This window comes from Paenibacillus sp. GYB004, assembly GCF_036577605.1.
Lineage (GTDB): Bacteria > Bacillota > Bacilli > Paenibacillales > NBRC-103111 > Paenibacillus_AB > Paenibacillus_AB oceani.
Genome location: NZ_JARBDB010000002.1, coordinates 232,730 through 254,653 on the forward strand (window position 1 = coordinate 232,730; position 21,924 = coordinate 254,653).

The following is a 21,924-nucleotide window of genomic DNA, read 5'->3' on the forward strand; positions in this document are numbered from 1 at the left end:
AATCGGAACTACCGTCTGTCAACTGGAAACAATAAGGAGGAACCGGATGAACCAAGAACCGTTAAGGAGAGAAATCGAATCGAATCGAATCGAATCGAATCGAATCGAATCTGGAGAGGAAAGTCGCATCCGATCCGAAGCTCCATAATGTTTGCTTTAGCCGGTCAATCCTTCTGACAGCTTTGCGCTTATTGACGGTAAAAGACAACGGTTATTATAATTTAGTTATGACCATTCCAATTGTAACAACGAAATTATATATCCCTCCTTTCCGGCCTAATGCGGTAATCCGCCCGCGGCTGATCGAGCGGCTGAACGACGGCTTGCGCCGCAAACTGACCGTCGTCTCCGCCTCCGCCGGCTACGGCAAAACGACGCTCGTCAGCGGCTGGGCCGCCGGTTGCGGACGCCCTGTCGCCTGGCTGTCGTTGGACGAAGGTGACAACGACCCGGCCCGGTTTCTGACCGGTCTCTTCGCTGCCTTGCAGACGATATCGAGGCATAGCGGAGACAGCGTTTTCGCCATGCTTCCATCCCCCCAGCCGCCTCCAATCGAAGCGGCAATTAACGCGCTGCTTCATGAAATTAATGCGAACCCGGAACCTTTCATTCTCGTCCTTGACGATTATCACGTCATTCAGGCCGATCCGGTTCACCGTACGCTCTCCTTGCTGCTTGACCATATGCCGTCACACCTGCATCTGGTCATCGCCACTCGCGAGGAGCCGCGTCTCCCCCTTCCCCGGCTGCGCGTGCGCGACCAACTGACGGATTTGCGGGCCGAAGATTTGCGTTTTACTTATGCCGAAGCTTCCGAATTTCTCGGCGGCGTCATGGGGCAACCTCTCTCTTCAACTGACGTCGCCCTCCTGGAGTCGCGTACAGAAGGCTGGATTGCAGGACTGCAGCTGGCGGCCCTGTCCATGAAGGAACATAGCGACGTCTCCGGCTTCATCCGTTCGTTCACCGGCAGCCACCGTTACGTCCTGGATTATCTGGTTGAAGAAGTGCTTCAGCGGTTGCCCGAAGACGTTCTTACTTTTTTACTGCACTCATCCATTTTGGACCGGTTATGCGGTCCGCTTTGCGATGCCGTCGTTGGCGATCAGGTCCCAAGCCGGCCCCCCTTTTCCCTTTCCGCCTCCGGACAAGACATGCTAGACGATCTCGAACGCGCCAATCTGTTCATTGTCCGTCTGGACGAGGAGCGGCGCTGGTACCGTTATCACCATCTGTTCGCCGAGCTGCTGCGAAAACGGCTGCAGCATAACCCCTCTCAGACCATAGAAACCCTGCATATACGGGCAAGCATATGGTATGAGAACAACGGCTTGGCCCTTGAAGCATTCCGTCACGCCGCAGCTGCGAACGATATCGGACGTGCAGCCCGGCTGGCGGAGGGCGGCGGCATGCCGTTGCTTTTTCGGGGAGCGGTCGCTCCGGTGAAGGATTGGCTGGACACTTTACCCGCAAAGGAACTGGACGCCAGGCCTTCGTTGTGGGTGATGTACGCCTCCGCGATGCTGATGACAGGCCAAATGAGCGGCGTCGAGCCGAAGCTGCTGGCCGCCGAGAAGGCGCTCCATCACGACGGGCAGGACGATAAAACCCGAGATCTGATCGGACATATCGCCTCCATACGCGCTACACAAGCCGTCAGCAGGCACCAGGCGGACACGATTCTCGCCGAGTCGCGCCGCGCGCTGGACTATTTGCACCCGGACAACCTGCCTGTCCGCACGGCGACGACCTGGTCGCTCGGGTATGCTTACCAGTTGAAGGGGGATCGCGCTGCCGCAAGCAACGCCTATATGGAGGCGTTATCGGCCAGCAGGCAGATCGGTCATCTCATCGTAACCATCATGGCTTCCCTTGGCCTGGGGGCCGTGCAGGAGGCGGAGAACAGGCTGGATCTGGCGGCTGAGACGTATCGGAACGTTCTGAAGCTGGCGGGTAATCCCGCGTTTCCGGCGGCATGCGAAGCGCATCTGGGCTTAGCGCGAATAACTTATGAATGGAACGACCTGGAGGCTGCAGTGGAACACGGGCGGCAGAGCGTCCGGCTGGCACAGCAGCTGGAGCGGACGGACCGGGCCGTTGCAGGCGAATTGTTTCTCGCCAAGCTGAAGCTTGCCCAGGGAGACATACGAGGAGCAGCCGGTTGTATCGCGACTGCCGATCACTTCGCCCGCAGCCACAACTTCGTGAATCAGTTGCCTGCAATTGCCGCTGCTCAAATCCTTGTCCTGCTTCGTCAAGGCAATCTGACGGCAGCCGCTCATCTGGCGCAGAAACACGAGCTTCCCATCAGCGGGGCAAGGGTACATTTGGCCCAAGGGAATACGTCCGCAGCGCTGGCGGTATTGGAGCCATGGCTCCGGCAGTCGGAGGCGAATAAGCTGGTGGAAGAACGCGAGCGGCTTCAAGCGTTGATTTTGCTGGCGGTTACCCTGTATGCGCATAACGAGACCGCAAGAGCCGTACAAGCTCTAAGGGATGCTATATTTGCAGCAACGGCAGGCGGTTTTGTGCGTATTTTTGCCGATGAAGGGGTTGTGATGTATCGTTTATTACGCGAAGCGGCTGGACAGGGAATTATGGCAGACTCTTTGAACAAGCTGCTAACCGTGATGGAAGCCGAAGACCGGAGTAGCGGGACCGGGCCTCCTCATAGGCCGATCTTATCCGGGAAGGGGTTGATCGAGCCGCTTAGCGGGCGGGAGCTTGAGGTTTTGCGACTGATCGCCAAAGGGCTGTCCAATGCTGAGATCAGCGGGCGGCTGTTCCTCTCCCTTAGCACAGTGAAGGGACATAACCGGAATATTTTTGATAAATTGCAGGTCAAGCGGCGCACCGAAGCGGTTGCTTATGCTCGGCAATTAGGTTTGCTGTAAGCTTGATTCCTGGAACGATACCACTAAAACCTGCTTCAAACCATACTTTAGTATCTTCAAGACAACTCCATGTACAGCTATACTCCTTACAAGACGACATGTGTAGGAGGAAGCCCATGAAAGCGATGGTATGCACCAAATACGGATCCCCGGACGTTCTGCAGCTCCGGGAGGTCGCTATGCCCGTCCCCAAAGATAAGGAAGTGCGGGTCAAAATTCACGCGACCACCGTAACCTCAGGAGATTGCCGAATCCGAAGCTTCAACAGCCCCGCCTTATACTGGATTCCGATGCGGATCGTACTGGGCTTGAGCAAACCGCGAAACCCGATTCTCGGAGTAGAGCTGGCCGGAGAAGTCGAAGCCGTCGGCAAAGCGGTTACAAGGTTCAAGAAAGGCGATCAGGTTTACGCGATAAGCGGATTCGCTTGCGGTGCCAATGCCGAATACATTTGTCTGCCGGACAACGGCAATCTGTTCCTTAAGCCGGCCAATGCCACCTATGAAGAAGCTGCAGCCCTTCCGTTCGGGGGAACCACGGCGCTGCATTTTTTTCGCAAAGGCCGCATTCGCCAAGGACAGCGGGTTCTGATCTATGGCGCTTCCGGATCGGTGGGAACCTCAGCGGTACAACTTGCCAAGTATTTCGGGACAGATGTTACGGGCGTATGCAGTACGTCGAATCTGGAATTGGTGAAATCGCTTGGAGCCGATCAGGTCATCGATTATACTCACGAACCGTTTACGGATCGGGGAGACCGGTACGATATTATTTTCGACGCCGTCGGCAAAATCTCGAAATCGTCCTGCAAAAACATGCTGAAGCCTGGCGGGAGGTTCCTGACTGTCGATGGTCAAGGTATAGCAAAAATACTTACGGAGGATTTAATACTCCTCAAGGAGCTGTTCGAGGCAGGCGGCATCCGTTCGGTCATCGATCGATTCTATTCCCTCGAGCAGTTGCCCGAAGCTCACCGGTATGTTGAGGCAGGACACAAAAAAGGAAACGTAGTGATCCGGGTGAGCCGCGGTAACCACTAGACGGAATCGCTAACATCTCAGCTTGTAAAAAAATCGCTCTGCCTTTCTTCGCGAAGGGGCAGGGCGATTTCTATAATTGGGGTATTCCTATTCGACGATTATGGCTTATCCGGCATGGCTCTATCGCTTTTACCAAGCGATTCGGATCAAGCAACTCCGACATCTTACGAGTCAACTCCGTTTCTTTTCATTATACCATGGCTGATGGAGGATTCTACAGGTTGACCGCTGGCTGCAAGTGAATAATTAGGCGGGACTTGGATGCCTCAGAGCCGGATAAATCCAAGACGCTTTGCAGAAACTTTATTCGTAATCCATCTCACGCGTACAACGTATAAGGAGGTTGGGGTCATTAAAAAATATATTATCATCGCCGCCCTTTTAACCGTTACAGCCTGCGGGAATCATACGGTCACCAAAAAACAGGCGGCTCCCGATTCGATTAAGCTCGAGTCCAGGTCGCATCAGGCTTCACCGTCGCCAAATTTAACGCAAGCATCCTCCCTCTCCACGGCGGATGGCGAAAATCCGTCGATTACGATGAAGCAGATTCCCTACGACGGTACAGGCTGGATGGACTGGCTCAATCGGATCAGCCAACCGGTCCCTCAGCAATACCCGGTGAATCCGCCGGTCAATCAGCCGGTGCAGCAATATCCGGCAAACCCGCCGGCGAGCGTGCCTGCGAATCCCAGCACTCCGGCGAATCCGGCAGCTCCTCAGCCGTCGGCCGATCCATCCCAGTATGCTTTGCAAGTGCTGGAGCTGGTGAATAAGGAAAGATCGAATGCCGGCTTGAATCCCTTGGCTATGGACGACAATCTGACGAAAGTCGCGATGGCCAAAGCTCAAGACATGTACAACAACAATTATTTTGACCATCAGTCTCCGACTTACGGGTCCCCGTTCGATATGATGAGGGCGTATGGCATCACTTACAACTCGGCAGGCGAAAATATCGCCAAAGGCCAGACAAGCCCGGCCGAAGTCATGAATCAATGGATGAACAGCCCCGGCCATCGCGCCAACATCTTAAACACCAGCTTCACCAAAATCGGGATCGCTTTTTACAATAACGAATGGGTTCAAGAATTTACAGGTTAAGTGTAGGATGCCCATTAGCGCAAAAAACACGCTGAATCAGCGTGTTTTTTGTACGGTCTTTACCGAAGACCGGTACACCATGACCTTGCTTCAAATGGCCAGCGCCGCCCTGCTTCGGATAACTCCCTTATGGACCAGACGGCTCCGAAAGAGACGGATCGCAAATCGGCCCATTTGGGCTTGCTAATGGTGTGGCTCGGGGACCATGTGTTAGATGCGATGGATGTGGAGCTATCGCCACTGGGCATTACCGAGAGCAAACTGGACCTACTTCTGCTGCTTACGCTATATAACGGCAGAGAACGCGTCACCCCCTCTTCCCTTGCCGACAGGCTGGGTATTCGGCGCGCTTCCGTGACGGCGCTGCTGGATTGGCTGGAGAAGAGAAAGTGGGTTGCCCGCGAGCAAAGTGAACTGGATCGTCGCATGATCCATGTCAGCATCACGCCGGAGGGCCGGCAACTGGTTCATCAAGCTTTGCCCGTCTTCTGGTCCACCTGCGCCTCGCTTGTAAGCGATATGACCCCCGAGGAACAAAAGACAGCAGAACTCATACTGAACAAGCTGAATGAGCGGATAGAAAAAAGGCTGGGCGTGGGCAGGTAATTTTTTTGCGAATATAGTTAGATTATCTAATCACCTTACAAGTACAAGCTTATATGTAACTATCCCCCTGCTATCGACATTTGCAGACACTTTCTTGATATCCCTGACGCAAGCGGCGGCTACAGGCAGCGTATTCTCGATGGGGTCTGCACCCTATTCGCCGATTTTAGAAGGCCCAAATCGCTCTTTTTTCCCCATCCACACGGATTTTGGACAAAATAAAAGCTGCGAACCGCTCTTATCCGGCTGCATCCTGCCCGGCAAGCAGGATGGCAGGACTGAGCGGCCGCGAACATCCTGCCGATTCATCCCCGGTTCGTTCCTCCGATCCCGGACCGAAGCCGAAGGCATTCCTTACGGACTCGCAAGCAGGTCCTCCGGGATATCCAGTCCGGCCTTTTCGGCCTCCCGAATATGATATTCCGCCAAAGATTCATCCGCTTCCTCATTCCCGCTCCTATAGATTCGGGCCAGCTCGATATGAGCGGTCGGGTAATCCCGCTCCAGAGCGACCTGGAAATACCGGATGGCCGAATCCGTATTTTTCGTTATGCCTATCCCTTGGCTGCAGCAAATTCCCATATTAAAAGCCCCCACCCCGCAGCCGTCCTCGTAAGCGAGACGGTAGTAGGAAACGGCCTTCTCGGCATCTCCGCGCCGCTCATGGATATAGCCGAGCCTAATGTAATTCGGAGTTTCCAGCGCTTCCCCTTGCTCATAATGGCCGAGCGCCTTGCCGAGATCGTGCGGGACCAGCAGTCCGTCAAAATAAAGGTCGGCCAAGTTGTTATGGGCGTACGGATTGTTCCGCTCCGCAGCCTCGCCAAGCCAGTGCAGCGCCTGATCGATATCCGTCGCTGTGCCGACGCCGTCCAGGTAGCAGACGCCCAGGCCGTTCATCGCATCGACGTCGCCCGCCTCGGCACCCTTTTCATACCAGTAAAAAGCTTTGTCGCCGTCGGCATACCCTTCTGTCGAATAATACGTGCTGCCGAGATTGTTCATCGAGGGGCCGTACCCTTTCTCCGCCGCGATCGTATCGTACAGAATCGCTCGCTCGAAATCGCCCCTTTCATATGCATCCTGAGCCTGGTTGTACAGTTCATGCGTCGGGTTCTCATCCGCAGCATCGCCCCCCGGGTCGTCCGAATAAGCATACGCGAGCAGGAGCTTGAGAACGTCCGTTTCAAAATAACGGCTGTAATATTCGTCTTCCGCTTCCTCTCTCACCGCCAGTCGGTCGGCACTCGTCAGTCCTTCCGGGCTCACGACATACACGTCCGGGCCTGCAATGGCGTAGGCGCTGGCTTCCTCCAGCATTCTCCGCTCCACATAATCGAATTCGAAGCCGCTCCTCCAGTGGTCATGCGAATCTGCGATGCCCCACCGTCCATTCCGCCGCAAGGCGAAAACATGCCCGTACAGCCAACAGACCGCCTCGTAGTCGTCCAAAGGAAACAGCCAGGACGGATGATCGGGGTCGCCGTTAAATACGCCTGTTTTCCCGTCCTTGCGCGCCAGCACCAGGTTTCTTGCCCCTCCTTCCCGATCGGCGGCCTGCAGATCAATAAGCGCATCGTACCCGTAAGGAAGCAGAAACGTTTCCTGCTTGATGCCGAGGAGACCGTATTGTTTCCCTTTGCGTACGATGAGCATGTTCGGGAAATCGGTTTGCCGGTTTAATTTATCGAAGCCCGATGCTAGAAGAGTGCCGTTTTTGCTGTACAAGGAGCTGCAGTTTACATTCGTATGCGGTTTTACTAGGAGAAGCCCGTCGCCGACCGGTTCCAGGGCGCTAACCGGAAATTGGCCGACGTAGGTAAATTGCTCGTTGAAGATGTGCCGGCCGGGTTGACCCTTTACGGCGGTATGGTAATAACCGAAGCCGTTCTCGAACGGTTCGTCATAGGTTATAGGAACGATGACGGAGCCGCTGCTGTCCAGCACGCCCCACTTCCCGTCCTGCTGCGCCGCAAAATAACCGCTGTAATCAATGGCTTCCAGCTGGTCATACCGGGGGTTGGCGACCAGGCCGCCGCTGGCGTTTATCAGGCCGAAACGGCCGCCGCGTTTGACAATGGCGGAGCTGCAGCCGTATTCGAAGTTGGAAGCATCCTCCCATTCAAGAGGGATCGTGACGACTCCGGATTTGTTCACATAGCCGAACTTGCCGTCTTTGGAGACGACGGCGACGCCTTCGGGGCCGAAATCGGCAAACACGTCGAATTGCGGTTGGAGCAAGATGCTGCCGTCCTTGTCCTTCAGTCCCCGCAAGCCGTTCTCCTCGAAAATGTCCACATCGGCTTCCTCTTCAAACGGCAGCCAGATGCATCCCCAGCCGTAGTCGTAGCCTTTATAGTTGAGCAGCTCGGCAAATGAGCGGAAGCCGGGGCTGACGCCCATCATATCGCCATAACGGAGCAGGGAAAGATCGTTCTGCTCCATCGCGTTTTGAATCATCGCATTGTTATGGGCAATTTCGGCCATCCAAGCTTTCGCCTGTTCGGCGTGAGGGATCTCGTCCATATTAAACACATCCCAGGCGTCGAGGTGAAAATAAGGCTGCTCCAGCCGATCCAAATAATCGAACAAACGGTATTTGGCTTCCGCAAAAGCTTCATGATCGCCGATAAGCCCGTCCTGCTTCTCCAGAAAGCTGTAAAAAGCTTTCAGATGCTCGATGCCGACCCGGGCATTGTAATAAAGCCCGGCATTGTCAGGCTCCGTATGATTATTATAGTTGTTGCCGGATATAAACCCGCCTTCGACCAGAAGCGGCTGCAGCAACAGGGGCAGCTCATAGCCCCATTCCATCATCATCGTATCGCTGTCCTTTGCTTGAGCGGGTTCGCTGACATTGTATAAGTAGACTCTATGCGACATGGCCGTCGATGCTCCTTCTGTATCGTTTTGCAAGTAAACGGAAGTCTTGTACTGCATTATAGCAGTTGTTCTTTCCCGCCTGTATGATCCTCTGGTAGGAATCAACCCGCGATTTCTGCGACTTTCGTTTCGAGCCCTTAGTTAATGCCGCAGTAACGTTATATGGAAAACCGTATCGTTTTTGTGACAACGCTCCGCATTCATTGACCTCGGCTCCGAGTTTGTTGATAATATAGGGGACAATCTATCGTTCGACTTGGGTTATCACGATATATACGGAAGTACCCGGCCTGCGCAAGCGGGTATTATCTTCAAGGGATTGGGGTCTTGCAGGTGAGATACAGCAATCTGGAGCAATGCATCATCGACTTGGAAAATCACGGACATCTGGTTCGCATCCGCGAGGAAGTGGACCCTCATCTGGAGATGGCGGCCATCCATCTGAAAGTGTACGCGGCGGGCGGTCCCGCGCTGTTATTCGAACATGTAAAAGGCTCGAAGTATCGCGCCGTATCCAATCTGTTCGGTACGATCGAGCGCAGTAAATTCATCTTCCGCGAGACGTTCGAATCGACTCAAAACGTCATCGGGGTGCGCAACGATCCGATCAAGGCTCTGAAAAATCCGTTTAATTACATCGGAACGGGCTTGTCGGCCCTGAAGGCGCTGCCGATCAAGCAGTCCGGCGGTCTTCCGCCCGGATTTCAGGAAATTCGCATCTCCGATATGCCGCTGATCAAGCATTGGAAGGAAGACGGCGGAGCTTTCGTTACCCTGCCTCAAGTGTATTCCGAGGACCCGGAGAAGCCGGGCATTATGAACTCCAATCTGGGGATGTACCGGGTGCAGCTCAGCGGCAACGATTACGAGCTGGACAAGGAAGTCGGCGTCCACTACCAGATTCACCGCGGCATCGGCATTCACCAGGATAAGGCGAACAAGCTCGGCCAGCCGCTGAAAGTAAGCTGCTTTATCGGCGGACCGCCCGCCCATACGTTGTCGGCGGTTATGCCGCTGCCCGAAGGGATGAGCGAGCTGACGTTCGCCGGACTTCTCGCCGGACGCCATTTCCGCTACAGCTATGTCGACGGGTATTGCATCAGCCATGACGCCGATTTTGTCATCACGGGAGAGATCCATCCCGGGGAGACGAAGCCGGAGGGGCCGTTCGGCGATCATCTCGGCTATTACAGCTTGACCCACCCGTTCCCCGTCATGAGGGTGCACAAAGTATACGCGAAGCAAAATGCGATCTTTCCCTTTACCGTCGTCGGCCGTCCTCCCCAGGAGGACACTTCGTTCGGCGAGCTTATTCACGAGCTGACGGGCGGAGCGATCAAGCAGGAGATTCCGGGGGTCAAGGAAGTTCACGCCATCGATGCGGCCGGCGTGCATCCGCTTCTGTTCGCGATCGGCAGCGAGCGTTATACGCCTTATGAGCAGGTGAAGCGGCCGGCCGAGCTGCTCACGATCGCCAACCGGATTCTCGGAACGGGCCAGCTCAGCCTCGCGAAATATTTGTTCATCGCAGCTGAAGAGAAGCGGACGTTAAGCACGCATCATATCGAGGATTTTTTGACGTATATCTTGGAGCGGATCGATCTTCATCGCGACATCCATTTCCAAACGAATACGACGATCGACACGCTCGATTACTCGGGGACCGGCTTAAATACCGGAAGCAAGGTCGTATTCGCTGCGGTTGGCGATCCGATCCGGACGTTGTGCAGGGAGGTGCCGGACGCACTGCACGGACTGCGGGATTATGAGCCTGCCCGCCTGATCATGCCCGGCATCGTGGCCGTCAAAGGCCCGGCGTTTACAAGCTACGCGAACGTGGAGCAGGATATCAAGAAGCTGATCGAGTCGATTCGCGACATAAGCGCGCTCTCCTCTTGCCCGATGATCATTTTGTGCGACGACAGCCACTTTATGAGCGCGTCGATCGACAATTTCCTCTGGGCGACGTTCACGCGCAGCAATCCGTCCCACGATATTCACGGGGTGAACGGCTATTACGAGCACAAGCATTGGGGCTGCGACAATGTCATTATCGACGCCCGGGCGAAACCGCATCAAGCTCCCCCGCTCGTGCCTGATCCGGAAGTCGAGACGAACATCCGGCGTTTCTTTGCGCAGGGCGGCAGTTTAAGCGGGGTTCCGATCTCGTAAGCGGCGCCGGGGAGATAAAGTAAGCAAAAAGGACTGATCTTGCGGCAGTCCTTTTTGCTTTTTTTTGTTGATCAGCAGCTTCGTTTGCCTCTTTCGCCGAAGGAATCGTCTTCTAAGCAAGCATATATCGGATCAATCCCGATAGCGCAAAGCCGAACAAAACTGTACCCGCTCCGATGCCCGTTATCGCACTGTTCGCCACCTGCAGCTTCCGGGACAGAAACGGGGATATGAACGACACCGCGACGAGGAGCGCCGCCAGGGCGTACAAGCTGGGATCGGCAAACACGCCCGATAAGCCAATAAAATGAATGCCTACGATAAAAGCGATCCAGGGGGCAACGTAATTGTTTTGCTTCAGCCTGATTAGCGCAAACGCCCCGACCCCTGCCACTGCAAATTCGACATATACTGTAACCAAATATGTGCCGAATGCCGCCGAGTCCGACAAGGCGGAAGGCGCATTCCAATTCGTCACGCTTAAGTAGACGCCGGCGAGGCATACGAGCAGGGCGGCGCCTGAAGCGATGCCGATATATTTGCGCCAGCCGGGTTTCGGATCTTCTTGCGCCCAGCCGAACCAGCAAAAGCTGAACAACCCGAACACCGAAGCATACATCATATAGTCCCGTACATATTCCATATAACTCCTCCTATCGCTTGGCGCTCAGCATGAAACCTCTCCGAACGGAGAGTCGCTGCTCCGATCCTTATTCACGAGCTGAAGCGGCCGTTCGCAATCCGTCTCAACTTGACGACGATCGCCCTCCGCTCCGTTTCACTTCCTCTATAATCGCCTTGACCCCCTCCTCGATCCGCTCCGGCTGGGCGCGCGAAACGCTGATCCGCAAAAATTTATCCCGCTCCGGATAATCGGACAAATAAAACCCTTTACCCGGTTCCACCCGGATGTTCCTCGCCTCCAGACGTTTCATCAGACGCTCCATATTAACCGTCTGCGGCAGCATAAACGGGATATAAACTCCCGATCGGATATCCCCCGCCCGAATCAGCCCGTCGGTATTATGCCGTTCAAGCGCCTCATTCAGCAAACGTATCCGCGCCGCGTATTGGCTGATGATTTTGTGCTTGTGCCGCTCGTACATGCCGTTTTTGATATACACCTCAAGCGCGGCCTGGGACAACAGCGAAGTGTCGGCATACCGTTTGTGCTTGCGGAACGTCTCCAGCAACTGACGCGGCATAACGGCGGCTCCCAGCCGCAAGCCCGGGAAGATGATTTTCGAGAAGCTTTTCAGATAGATGACGCGTGACGCGCTGTCGTACGAATAGATCGGCTCGAACCCCCGTTCCTCGCCCAAGTCGGCCATGTAATCGTCTTCCACCACGTATACGTCGTATTTGGCGGCCAGCGCCGCGATTGCTTTTCTCTCCTCCGTGCTGTAAGAGGTGCCCAGCGGATTGTGATATCTCGGCATTGTATACAAAAATTTGATGCCGCCGCTCTTGAATACCTCCTCCAGCTCGCGCAGATGGATGCCGGTCGTCGAACGGGCGATCCCTCTGACCGGCAAACCTTCCGTCTCCAAAAACCGCAAGTACAGATCGTAACCCGGCTGTTCGACCAGTATGGTTTCGTTCCCGTTCGGAAACGGCATTTTCGCCAAAATCTCAAGCGCGGCCTGCACGCCCGAAGTAATCATAATCTGATCCGGACCCGCAAACACCTGATCGCCGGCAAGATGAGAAACGAGCGTCTGTCGAAGCTTCTCCAGCCCGTTCAAATCCCCGTAGGTAAACAGGTTGTACTTGTAAGTATCGATCGCTTTGTTCAGGCAATGCTGAAAGTCCAAATACGGAAACAGATTCAGATCCGGCGAAGCCGAAGCGAAATCGATCGTCTGATCTTCGTTACGGGCGTCCCGGTCGGGCTGCCGCTCGACTACATAATAGCCGCTCTGGGAGATCGAATAAATCGCATGGCGCTTCTCCAGCTCCGAGTACGCCCGCAAGATCGTACTGACACTGCAGCCGTATTCTTTCGCGGCATCTCGTACGGAGGGGAGCTTTTCGCCGGAGCGGTACTGCCCTTCCATCAATTTCTGCTCCAGATCGGATAGAATGGACATATATTTTTTCACGCGGTCCTCCTGTTGTCAGCATTGGAAAATGGTCCTCACAAGTATATTATACAAAACTGCGCGTGCTGTACCGTAACACTTTTGACAAAAAGCTATTGTTCCGGCTCTCAACATCGCTTACCTTGTAAGTAATTGCTGCAGAGGAGGAACGGACATGAGTGAGCTGACTTCATTATTTCGCAAACGAATCGGATTATCCGGCGACGAGCCGATCGCCTGGGACTCGCTGCCAAGCGTCCTGGCTCAAATGGCGAAAACGATCCCGTTCGAAAATTTCGGTATTATTCGCAACCGAATCAACGACATTAGCGAACGGAATTTAATTCAAAAAATCATTTTCAATCGCGAAGGCGGCCTCTGTTACGAGCTGAATCCGCTGTTGTATCTCGTCTTGGTCGATAACGGCTTTGATGCCGTCCTGACACGCGGGGTCGTATATAATCATGCGTCCCGGACGTACATGTCCCTCGGAAGAACGCACGTAACGATCCTGATCGCTCATCAGGGAGAGACATACCTGGCGGACACGGGCTTCGGAGGAAATCTCCCCCTAACGCCCGTTCCATTATCCGGGGAAACCGTCTCTTCCCGCAATGGGCAGTTTCGCATCCGGCACCGGCCTACCGACCACGGAGACTACACGTTCGAGATGAAGCTGAAGCATAAAGATACCGATTGGAGAATCGGGTACGCCTTCGATTCGAAGCGGCCGGCAGCCGGCCTGTCGGAGTTTAACGAGATTCAGACGATCATCGCCGGGCACGAAGAATCGCCTTTTAACAAAAACCGGTTGATCACCAGGCTTACCGACAGCGGCAATGTTACCTTGACCGATCAGACGTTTACCGAGTGGCGCGACGGGTTCGTCACCAAAGAAGAAATGAACCGGGAGGCATTCTCGGAGCGGTTGAAGCAGTTTTTTGAGATACTGGATTGAACAGTGTTATAATTTGGATATAAGGCCGCTGCACAAAGCAAATCATGGAGGGCGATTTCCGGATGAAACCGCGAATATCTGTACTAACGCTGGGAGTAGACGATTTGGAACGGGCTGTGAGGTTTTACCGCGACGGCCTCGGGCTGCCGACACCGGGTATCGTCGGCACGGAGTTTGAACACGGGGCGGTAGCGTTTTTCGACTTGCAGGCGGGCGTGAAGCTTGCCGTCTGGAATCGCCAAGATCTCGCCCACGAGGCAAAAGTTCCGCTCGCTCCGCCAAGCTCGGGCGAATTCACGATCGGCCACAATGTAGGCAGTATCGAAGAAGTGGACGCGGTCATGGAACAAGCCCGTGCTGCCGGGGCCATAATAACCGATCCTGCCCACCATACGTTCTGGGGCGGATACTCCGGCCATTTCCTCGACCCGGACGGCCATTTATGGGAAGTCGTCTGGAATCCGGCATGGGAGATCGCAGACGAATCTTAGCTTTGAACTAATGAAAGTTAGCAGACGTGCACGAATCTTCAGATCGATCATAAGGAGGGATTTTACCGATGGAAATCGGCAACTTTACCCCGAAAGGCTACCAAAGCGTAACTCCATACTTTCATGTGCGCGACGCCGGGAAGCTGATTGATTTTCTCGCCCATACGTTTCAAGGGGAACCACTGCATCGTCATTCCGACGATAACGGGTTCCTGATCCATTCGGAGGTTCGCATCGGCGATACGATCGTTGAAGTATCGGAAGCCAAGGGCGAGTATCCGGCCCGTCCCAATACGCTTCATGTATTTGTCAAGGACACGGACGCCTGTTACCGGAGAGCGCTGGACGCCGGAGCCAAGTCGCTCTACGAACCGGCGGACATGCCGTACGGGGAACGAAGCGCGGGAGTGGAAGATCCTTTCGGCAACTATTGGTACATCGCTACTTTTACCAAAGGAAGCGGCTCCGGCTACTATTAGGCTTGCGCTCGGATAGGGGCGAAAAAAGCCCGGCGAATCAGATGTCGGTAACCGCCGGGCTTTTTCCACGCGTCAAGCATTTCTCAAAATCATCCACCAGTTGCGGTCGATTTTTGCTCTGTTTGATCCAGTCGATCCGTTCCGGACAAGCCCGCAGCTTATTCGTTGTTAGCGTATACGGATTTCAGCGACTCGATCTTCCGTTGCATGTATTCCACCGCTTCGGCCGGCTCCACGATTCTCGCATCCGCCCCAAGCCTCCATATGTGATCCGCATAAAAGCGCATGTTTTCCGGCGAGATTCGGATCAATGCCTTACCGCCTCCGTCTGCCTGCACCACCAGAGAAGGGCCGAACCATTCGTCCGACTCCAGCTGCCGCACACCGTTTCTCGTTAGACTTACCGTAAACGGGATTTTATTCGCATCGACGTTCTCCGGACGATTCCACAAATCCCACTGGTCCGCCTCTTCCCGCCATTCCATCGATTCGTTCAGAACGGCCGAACGGATCCGGTCCGCTCGGAACAGTCTGACTTCCTCTCGCAGAAAGCAATAAGCCGGGCAATACCAATAGCCGCCGCTAGCATACAGGCCGATAGGCTGAATATTGCGCTCCTTCACGCCTTGACTGGAGCTGTACCCGATCGTCACGACGCAGCGGATCATGATCGCCTGAAGCAGCGTCCTGAGACATTCCGGGATCATCGTCCGGCTGGGACTTAGGATTGCCACCTTCTGTTTCAAACGGTCGATCCGCTCTCTTACATCGACCGGCAAGTAGTGATAGAACTTATGGAGCGCGGATTCGGCCCCTTCGTCGAAGGGGAGAGCGCTGAGATTGTTCAACGACTGGCAGGCAACGAACATGGCGACGGCCTCGCCTTCGGTGAAGGCGATCGGCGGAAGTATCCGCTCCTGAAGCAGCCTGTATCCGCCACCACGGCCTTGGACGGAGTATACCGGGACGCCGAGTTCGCTCAGCTCCTGCAAATCTCGTGTAATCGTCCGCGCGGACAAGCCGAATTCGTCCGCCAACTGCTGAACGGTAAATGACTTAAGGGCATTGACCCGCATAATGAGCTGCACAAGCCGCTGCGATTTTAACACGAGCCTCCTCTCCCCTTTCCGTTTTATTTTTATTGTAACATGCAAATAAGACAAGATCTGTCTTATTTAAATGATACAGTGTTCATAAAGTACAACGCACCACCAGTAGCGATAAGCGGAGGGAAAATGATACTTATGAAGCAAGAACGGGTACAAGAGATGATCGGATTCGTATTTATACATGGCGCAGGTTTGGAGGGACGGGTATGGGAGCAAGTAACGGACGGACTCGGCTTCCCCGCTTTGCTGGCCGACTTCCCGCTTCGGGACAAAAATTACGAATGTAGACGCCGGCTTAAGCTGCAAGATTATGTAAGGCATATCCGGGATCAGGTGCTGGAGTGGAACGCAGATCGGATCGTACTTGTGGCTCATTCGCTCGGCGGAGTTCTCGCCCTTCAGCTTGCCGCTGAATTATCCGAACGGCTGGCGGGATTTGTGGCCGTTTCGGCGGCGATTCCGAAGCAGGGCGGATCGTTTCTGTCGACACTGCCGCTCCCCCAAAGAATCCTATTGCCGCTCCTGCTGAGCACAGCAGGCACCAAGCCGCCGGCGTCCGTCATCCGCAGCGGTTTATGCAGCGATCTGTCCGCAGAACAAGCCGAGGACATCTTTCGAGGGTTCGTGCCGGAATCGGTCCGCGTTTATACGGATCGGATCGATGCCTCCGCTCCGGAGGCGCCTAAGCTGTATATCCGGCTGAAAAAAGATAAAGAGTTCGGTCTGCCCCTGCAAAATAAAATGATAACCAACCTCTCGCCGCAGCACGTGTACGATTTGGACGCCGGGCACTTGCCGATGCTGAGTCAACCGGACCAGCTGCGCGCGATGCTGCAGCACTTTATGACCGAGGCGGTAAACCCGCTTTCAAGCCAAAAGAGATAATGAATCTAGCAACATGTTCCACCAAATGTTGAAGTTAGCTTTCCTCGTTTCCGGTATGATATAATGTGCTTTCGTAATAGAATTGCCTATATACCGTCATCTTTGATTCTTTGGGAGGCACGATTCATGAAAGGAAATCTTTGGAGCAAGTGGAGCCGCATGGCGGCGACCGGTTTGTTGGGAGTTACCGTTATGCTGGGCGGCACCGCCCTCACCGTGAAAGCGGAGCAGCCGGCCGTCCCGACGCCGTCGATCAGCGCCTGGTCTGTCCCTACCCTGAACGAAGGGGAGAAATACGGAATTTATCCGCTTAATTGGTACTATGACGGATCGTTTCAACAACCGATCGACGCCGCCAAGTTCAAATCGCTGATCGAAGCTACGGCAGCCAAGCTGGACCAGATCGGCCTTAAGAAAAAAGAAGCCCCGCTCTCTCTATCGATCGATTCGGCATCGATTACTAGAGACACGGTGACCCGCTCGATCTACGGGCTGTTGACCCAGTACGAGCTGCCGGCCGCTTTCGGAACCGGTGACGCCGATCCGATCGCCTACTTGCAGAGAAACGGCATCGTGGAAGGTACCGGCGAAGGACTTGAGCTCGATCAGCCGTGTACAGTCGAGCAAGCGGTCGTGCTGGCCACCCGGTTGGTGGAATTCAGCTACGATACGGCAGAAGAAGGCGCGAAAGGCGTGTTCTGGAAAGTAACGAACAACAAAAACACCTTGTATCTGCTAGGTTCGGTCCACCTTGGCATTCCGGAAATGTATCCGCTCGAGAAAAAGATCAGGGACGCGTTCGATACGTCGGACGACCTGTGGGTGGAAGCCGATACGCTGACCGGCGACATGACCGTTTTCACCAATCAAATGATGTACGATGACGGTACGACGATCAAGGATCACGTCTCGAAAGAAACGTACGAAAAGCTGCAGCAAGTATTGAAAAAGATCGGCATTCCGGAGCAAGCGTTCGACGGTTTCAAGCCTTTCGCCGTCAGCACCAATCTGTCGACATTTACCTTGTTCGAAAAGCTCGAGCAAGCCGAAGCGGCAGCGGCCAGCGGCATCGATCATTATTTCCTCGTTAAAGCGCTGTTGTCGAATAAACCGATCTACGAGCTGGAAAGCATCCAATTCCAGGCGGATGTATTCGCCTCGCTGACTCCCGAAGCTCAGGAGAAAGACTTGAACACACTGCTTGACACTTTGCTTGTTGATGGCGGCAAAGAATCGGCCGCTTCCTTTAAGCAATTGCAGCTGGATTGGGCGGACGGCGATGCGAAAGCCGTTGCAGACGGACTGATCCGCGGCGGATTGATGGAAGGCGAGCTGAACAAGAAACTGATCGGCGAACGCGACAAAAAGATGGCTGAAAAGCTCGCCGGGCTGCTGGAGCAAGACGGGGAACATACATCGTTCGTTATCGTCGGTTCCGCTCACTATGTCGTGAAAGATATGGTCATCGACCAGTTGAAAGCAAAAGGCTACGACGTGCAGCCGGTTCAATAACCGGAAGTGAGTACCATATCACCCGGCCGGGGCCGGCCGCTATAACAACCCGGGACAAGAACACTTTGCTCAAAAAGTGCCTGCTCCCGGGTTCTTTGCTGTATCGGAGCGATTTTTCGTTTTATTTCTCCCATGAGCCCGTCCGGGCCGCATGGAGCGCTTCGGCGAGTCTTGCGAACAAAAAGCCGCCGGTCGGCTGCTTTCGCAACGGAAACGGCGGCTTTTGGCCCAGCCCGGGCCTATTAAAGATAAGCTTCCAAACGAAAGCTTTTACGCGATGAATGACCCTTGCGGGAGAGGGAGCTTTTCTTACGAGCAGAAACTTTCAGCTCGATTTTTCGAAGCAACGCTCCCAATTTCCGGCGTAACTATAAATAGGCGCCGCCGTTGCCGATCATCGGTCTCCGTCGCGACGGCGGAACCGGCGATTTCCCGCGTGTATCGAAATAGTCCGGGCGCGGAGAGGACGCCCACTCCAAAACAGCCTGCTCCTGCCCAGGCCGTTCTTGCCAGGATTGGTCCTGCATCGCTTGCAGCTGCGCTTCCTGTTCCTGGACTGCCTGCTCCTGCCAAGCCTTCAACTGCGAGGCATGCTCCTGTATCGCCTGCTCTTGCATAGCTTTCAGCTGTTGCGCCTGCTCCTTCGCGGCTTGCAACTGCAAAGTAAGCTCCTTCAGAGCTTCCTCCACATCTTCCCCATCCTCTCCTTCCTGCTCCGCTCTCGTGTTTGTCTTGCAGCTGTTCGGCGGTCCGATGAACACCGTATCGGTGATCGGAGCGAACGTCTCCTTGACCTTGGCGGCGTCGAGGCAGTACGCTTGCGCGAATACTTCAGGCGGCGTCAACCGCAGCAGGTCGGAGCCTCCGATAAATTCAGGAATCGGCGCGTCGAATATGGCGATCAGGTGTGTATCGTCTTCCATGGCGATCTCGTAATGCCACCATCCCTGCGGCACATTGGCGACCTGGCCCGGCTTGATCGGGAAGTTCATCAGTTTTTTGGTGAACGGGTTAACGATTGACACGACCGCCGCCCCCGTCACGCAGTATACCAATTCCGACGCATTCTGGTGGATATGAGGCTCGACGATATTGCCCGCACTGAGATATATATCGAGCATAGAGGTGTTGCCGAGTGTATTCAGCTGATTAATCGAAAGGACATTGATATAATTCTGGTTATTTTTCTTGAAAAACAAGCTGGTGTTCACGTCAAACGAAAACTGGGTGGACGGTGACGTATAGTCCATATAAGAGATTGACACGGTATTCCCTGCCCTTCGTTAATAATAGGCTGAAGCCCTATGGGATACCATATGTATCCGCCCATAAGAACGTACGCCTATTTTGGCGCGGGACCGGTTATTTTGGATAATAGGTGTAGCCGGGATACGTAACGAATGCCAATGCAGCTCGCGCATCGCGCGGGCCGAGATCCGGCCCTCCCGCCCCATCCTCCCGAATCGGCTGGGGCACTTCAAGCTTCGGATCTTTCATCCAGTCCGAATTCCTCCTCCCGACAAAATGACACCTGACCGTAAGCCGTCTACTCCTATTTATGAGCGTCTGCTTGGATCATATGCCGTTCATGAAGGGGGTATCTTGCCGAAATCGAAAGGCAGCGTAACGATAAAAGCCGATCCAACCCCCGGACTGCTCTGGGCGCGGATCTCGCCCCGGTGGGCAAGCACGAATTCCTTCGCGATCGCCAGCCCGAGCCCCGTTCCCCCGCTGTTGCGGCTGCGAGCTTCGTCCGTCCGGTAAAACCGGTCGAACAGATGCGGCAGATGCTCGGGTCCGATCCCCGGACCGTTATCCCGGACCTCGACGGTCAGCACGGGTTCGTCCGCTTGATTCCGCCGCTCCTGCAGCAGGACGTCGACCGATCCGCCGGAAGGCGTATAATGGATGGCGTTCACAAGCAAGTTCAGAAACACTTGCGAGATCCGGTTCGGATCGGCGGTCAGACGGGTGCGAACCGCTTTGTTGACGAGTCTGATCTCGATTCCTTTCTCCTCGGCTCCCGGCAGCAGACGATCGACCGTTCTCTCCAAGACATCCCGTATATCCGTTTCCTTGAATTCGTACGACAGCTTGCCCGCTTCCGCCTGGGACAGCTCGTGAAGGTCGCCGACAAGCCGGGTTAAGCGGATCAGCTCGTCCTGCAGCGGCAGCAGCCGCTCCGGCTCGATAAGCCCGCCCCCCTGCTGCAAATAGTCCAGCTTCCCTTGCAGGATCGTAAGCGGCGTCCGCAGCTCATGCGCCACATCCGCAACCAGACAACGCCGCAGCTCCTCCGTTCGTTTCAACTGCATCGACATGCTGTTAAATGCAGACGCCACCTTGCCGTACTCGTCCCGGGACGCGATCCGCACCTGATCGCCGAAGTTCCCCGCCCCCACCCGGTCGATCGCCGGAATCAGCTGCCGGAGAGGAGCCGTAATCCGTCTGGATACCCAGTAAGCGACCAGGAGGGCGAAGGGCAGAAACAGAAAAACCGAGGCGGCGAGCAGGAACGATACGGAGCTTGGGATACCGATCCGCAATTTGGAATATACCGCGATTTCCGGGTCGTAATAAACCAGATAACCGGCCGGTTCTCCGCCGCTTCGCAGCTCGCGCTTCAAACCGAGGTTGCGGATCAGCTTCTCGGACGCCTCCCCTTTATGAGCGGCTACCGTCCGATCCGCAGACAGCAGCAAATAGCTGTAGGCCGGCTCCCCTTCCCCCGTCTTGAATTCGGGCTCGTACTGCCGGGCGCCCTCCCAGGAACGACCGTTCGTTTCGTAGTAGGCGACGAGCTCCCGGGACAGGCTGTCGACTTGCTCGCCCTTCGCCATCTCCGCCATAGCGCCCATCGACTCCTTGACGACCAACTGCGTGATGAGGAAATAGACGAGACTCAACGCCAGGATGAACGACGCCATCGCCCAAAACATTTTCCGGTTTACGCTCAAGGCCGGTCACCGAACCGGTATCCGAAGCCGTATACCGTTTTGATATACACGGGCTGGGAAGGATCGTCCTCGAGCTTTTTGCGGAGCCGGCTAATATGGGCGTCCGTCGTCCGTTCATCGTTCAGCATATCGTCGTCCATCGATGCCCTCAGCAGCTGGAGACGGCTGTATACGATGCCGGGTCTGGAAGCCAGCGTAACCAGCAATTTGAACTCCGTCGGGGTCAGCACGACTTCGGTGCCGCGTTTCCATACGCGGCATTCGGCTTCGGAGACCGTCAGGTCGCCGCGCTCCATCAGCTCGGGCAGCGTTCCGGCTCCCTCGATCCGCCTCAGAACGGAGCGAATGCGCGCCACGAGCTCCCGCAAGGAGAACGGTTTGGATATATAATCGTCGGCCCCCGCTTCCAGGCCGACCACTTTATCGATTTCCTCGACCCGGGCGGTCACCATAATGATGCCTGTATTTCCGGTTTTGCGCAGCTCCCGGCAGACGTCGATTCCGCTTTTCTCCGGCATCATCCAGTCCAGTACGACGAGCGACGGTTTCCGCTCCCTGGCGAGCCGAAGCGCGTCAACCCCGTTATAAGCGGTTACCGTCTGAAACCCTTCCTCCCGCAAAAAGGGCTCCATAAACTCGAGCACTTTCCTCTCATCGTCAACAAGCAGCAGCGTATGCGACATGTCCATCCCCTTTCCAGCCATGTGAAACTCCCTTATCCCCCCATTATAACCTTCATCGCCGACCCGTAGG

Annotated in this window: 18 protein-coding genes and 1 pseudogene; 11 read left to right on the forward strand and 8 right to left on the reverse strand. The window is 55.1% G+C overall.

All coding sequences use genetic code 11. The features are described 5' to 3' along the window. Positions 1–227 precede the first annotated feature (227 nt). From PV433_RS01100 to PV433_RS01120, 5 genes and pseudogenes are all read left to right on the forward strand, one after another. Positions 228–2,894, forward strand: coding sequence for a LuxR C-terminal-related transcriptional regulator (locus tag PV433_RS01100; protein WP_332070359.1), 2,667 nt, complete (start codon positions 228–230; stop codon positions 2,892–2,894). Between the two features lie 116 nt (positions 2,895–3,010). Beyond that, complete coding sequence (locus tag PV433_RS01105; protein WP_332070360.1) at positions 3,011–3,934, forward strand: NAD(P)-dependent alcohol dehydrogenase; 924 nt, start codon at positions 3,011–3,013, stop codon at positions 3,932–3,934. Positions 3,935–4,195: 261 nt separating this feature from the next. After that, entirely contained in the window at positions 4,196–5,038 is an 843-nt protein-coding gene (locus PV433_RS01110) for a CAP domain-containing protein (RefSeq protein ID WP_332070361.1), read from the forward strand. Between the two features lie 129 nt (positions 5,039–5,167). Beyond that, positions 5,168–5,644, forward strand: coding sequence for a MarR family winged helix-turn-helix transcriptional regulator (locus PV433_RS01115; protein ID WP_332070362.1), 477 nt, complete (start codon positions 5,168–5,170; stop codon positions 5,642–5,644). Positions 5,645–5,657: 13 nt separating this feature from the next. Continuing rightward, positions 5,658–5,795 (forward strand): annotated as a pseudogene (locus PV433_RS01120) (MFS transporter); the annotation flags it as partial. Between the two features lie 203 nt (positions 5,796–5,998). On the opposite strand, the gene PV433_RS01125 reads toward PV433_RS01120, so the two are convergent. After that, complete coding sequence (locus PV433_RS01125) at positions 5,999–8,527, reverse strand: SEL1-like repeat protein (RefSeq protein WP_332070363.1); 2,529 nt, start codon at positions 8,525–8,527, stop codon at positions 5,999–6,001. 333 nt (positions 8,528–8,860) lie between these two features. Between PV433_RS01125 and PV433_RS01130 the strand changes: the two genes are divergently transcribed. Continuing rightward, complete coding sequence (locus PV433_RS01130) at positions 8,861–10,699, forward strand: UbiD family decarboxylase (protein ID WP_332070364.1); 1,839 nt, start codon at positions 8,861–8,863, stop codon at positions 10,697–10,699. A 112-nt stretch (positions 10,700–10,811) separates the two neighbouring features. Here the strand turns inward: PV433_RS01130 and PV433_RS01135 are convergent, their stop codons facing one another. Beyond that, entirely contained in the window at positions 10,812–11,342 is a 531-nt protein-coding gene (locus PV433_RS01135; protein WP_332070365.1) for a hypothetical protein, read from the reverse strand. Between the two features lie 103 nt (positions 11,343–11,445). Then, complete coding sequence (locus PV433_RS01140) at positions 11,446–12,801, reverse strand: aminotransferase-like domain-containing protein (RefSeq protein WP_332070366.1); 1,356 nt, start codon at positions 12,799–12,801, stop codon at positions 11,446–11,448. A gap of 154 nt (positions 12,802–12,955) precedes the next feature. Here PV433_RS01140 and PV433_RS01145 point away from each other — a divergent pair, with 154 nt between their 5' ends. The 3 genes from PV433_RS01145 (at position 12,956) to PV433_RS01155 (ending at position 14,708) form a co-directional block, all read left to right on the forward strand. Further along, positions 12,956–13,738 carry an arylamine N-acetyltransferase family protein gene (locus PV433_RS01145; protein ID WP_332070367.1) on the forward strand — a complete coding sequence of 261 codons (783 nt, stop codon included), beginning with the start codon at positions 12,956–12,958 and terminating at the stop codon, positions 13,736–13,738. Between the two features lie 62 nt (positions 13,739–13,800). Next, positions 13,801–14,229, forward strand: a complete 429-nt coding sequence (locus PV433_RS01150; RefSeq protein WP_332070368.1) for a VOC family protein — start codon at positions 13,801–13,803, stop codon at positions 14,227–14,229. Positions 14,230–14,297: 68 nt separating this feature from the next. Further along, a complete protein-coding gene (locus tag PV433_RS01155; RefSeq protein WP_332070369.1) occupies positions 14,298–14,708 on the forward strand; it encodes a VOC family protein in 411 nt (136 codons plus the stop codon). Positions 14,709–14,866: 158 nt separating this feature from the next. Here the strand turns inward: PV433_RS01155 and PV433_RS01160 are convergent, their stop codons facing one another. Beyond that, a complete protein-coding gene (locus PV433_RS01160; protein ID WP_332070370.1) occupies positions 14,867–15,817 on the reverse strand; it encodes a helix-turn-helix transcriptional regulator in 951 nt (316 codons plus the stop codon). Positions 15,818–15,952: 135 nt separating this feature from the next. Between PV433_RS01160 and PV433_RS01165 the strand changes: the two genes are divergently transcribed. Both PV433_RS01165 and PV433_RS01170 read left to right on the forward strand, forming a co-directional pair. After that, a complete protein-coding gene (locus PV433_RS01165) occupies positions 15,953–16,702 on the forward strand; it encodes an alpha/beta fold hydrolase (RefSeq protein WP_332070371.1) in 750 nt (249 codons plus the stop codon). A gap of 126 nt (positions 16,703–16,828) precedes the next feature. Next, positions 16,829–18,214, forward strand: a complete 1,386-nt coding sequence (locus tag PV433_RS01170) for a TraB/GumN family protein (protein WP_332070372.1) — start codon at positions 16,829–16,831, stop codon at positions 18,212–18,214. Between the two features lie 368 nt (positions 18,215–18,582). Here PV433_RS01170 and PV433_RS01175 read toward each other — a convergent pair whose 3' ends face one another. The 4 genes from PV433_RS01175 to PV433_RS01190 form a co-directional block, all read right to left on the reverse strand. Beyond that, on the reverse strand, positions 18,583–19,479 hold the full coding sequence (locus PV433_RS01175; RefSeq protein ID WP_332070373.1) for a cupin domain-containing protein: 897 nt from the start codon (positions 19,477–19,479) through the stop codon (positions 18,583–18,585). Between the two features lie 97 nt (positions 19,480–19,576). Then, the gene (locus PV433_RS01180) at positions 19,577–19,711 is read right to left on the reverse strand and encodes a hypothetical protein (RefSeq protein WP_332070374.1); all 135 of its coding nucleotides are present in this window, start codon (positions 19,709–19,711) and stop codon (positions 19,577–19,579) included. Positions 19,712–19,800: 89 nt separating this feature from the next. Next, entirely contained in the window at positions 19,801–21,171 is a 1,371-nt protein-coding gene (locus PV433_RS01185) for a sensor histidine kinase (RefSeq protein ID WP_332070375.1), read from the reverse strand. Next, on the reverse strand, positions 21,168–21,854 hold the full coding sequence (locus PV433_RS01190) for a response regulator transcription factor (RefSeq protein ID WP_332070535.1): 687 nt from the start codon (positions 21,852–21,854) through the stop codon (positions 21,168–21,170). Before PV433_RS01190 ends, PV433_RS01185 begins: the two co-directional genes overlap by 4 nt. Between the last annotated feature and the right edge of the window lie 70 nt (positions 21,855–21,924).

Coding starts and splice junctions, on each gene's coding strand:
- PV433_RS01100 (WP_332070359.1), top strand. CDS start 228: ATGACCATTCCAATTGTAACAACGAAATTATATATCCCTCCTTTCCGG.
- PV433_RS01105 (WP_332070360.1), top strand. CDS start 3,011: ATGAAAGCGATGGTATGCACCAAATACGGATCCCCGGACGTTCTGCAG.
- PV433_RS01110 (WP_332070361.1), top strand. CDS start 4,196: ATGCCTCAGAGCCGGATAAATCCAAGACGCTTTGCAGAAACTTTATTC.
- PV433_RS01115 (WP_332070362.1), top strand. CDS start 5,168: ATGGACCAGACGGCTCCGAAAGAGACGGATCGCAAATCGGCCCATTTG.
- PV433_RS01125 (WP_332070363.1), bottom strand. CDS start 8,527: ATGTCGCATAGAGTCTACTTATACAATGTCAGCGAACCCGCTCAAGCA.
- PV433_RS01135 (WP_332070365.1), bottom strand. CDS start 11,342: ATGGAATATGTACGGGACTATATGATGTATGCTTCGGTGTTCGGGTTG.
- PV433_RS01145 (WP_332070367.1), top strand. CDS start 12,956: ATGAGTGAGCTGACTTCATTATTTCGCAAACGAATCGGATTATCCGGC.
- PV433_RS01150 (WP_332070368.1), top strand. CDS start 13,801: ATGAAACCGCGAATATCTGTACTAACGCTGGGAGTAGACGATTTGGAA.
- PV433_RS01155 (WP_332070369.1), top strand. CDS start 14,298: ATGGAAATCGGCAACTTTACCCCGAAAGGCTACCAAAGCGTAACTCCA.
- PV433_RS01165 (WP_332070371.1), top strand. CDS start 15,953: ATGAAGCAAGAACGGGTACAAGAGATGATCGGATTCGTATTTATACAT.
- PV433_RS01170 (WP_332070372.1), top strand. CDS start 16,829: ATGAAAGGAAATCTTTGGAGCAAGTGGAGCCGCATGGCGGCGACCGGT.
- PV433_RS01180 (WP_332070374.1), bottom strand. CDS start 19,711: ATGAAAGATCCGAAGCTTGAAGTGCCCCAGCCGATTCGGGAGGATGGG.
- PV433_RS01190 (WP_332070535.1), bottom strand. CDS start 21,854: ATGTCGCATACGCTGCTGCTTGTTGACGATGAGAGGAAAGTGCTCGAG.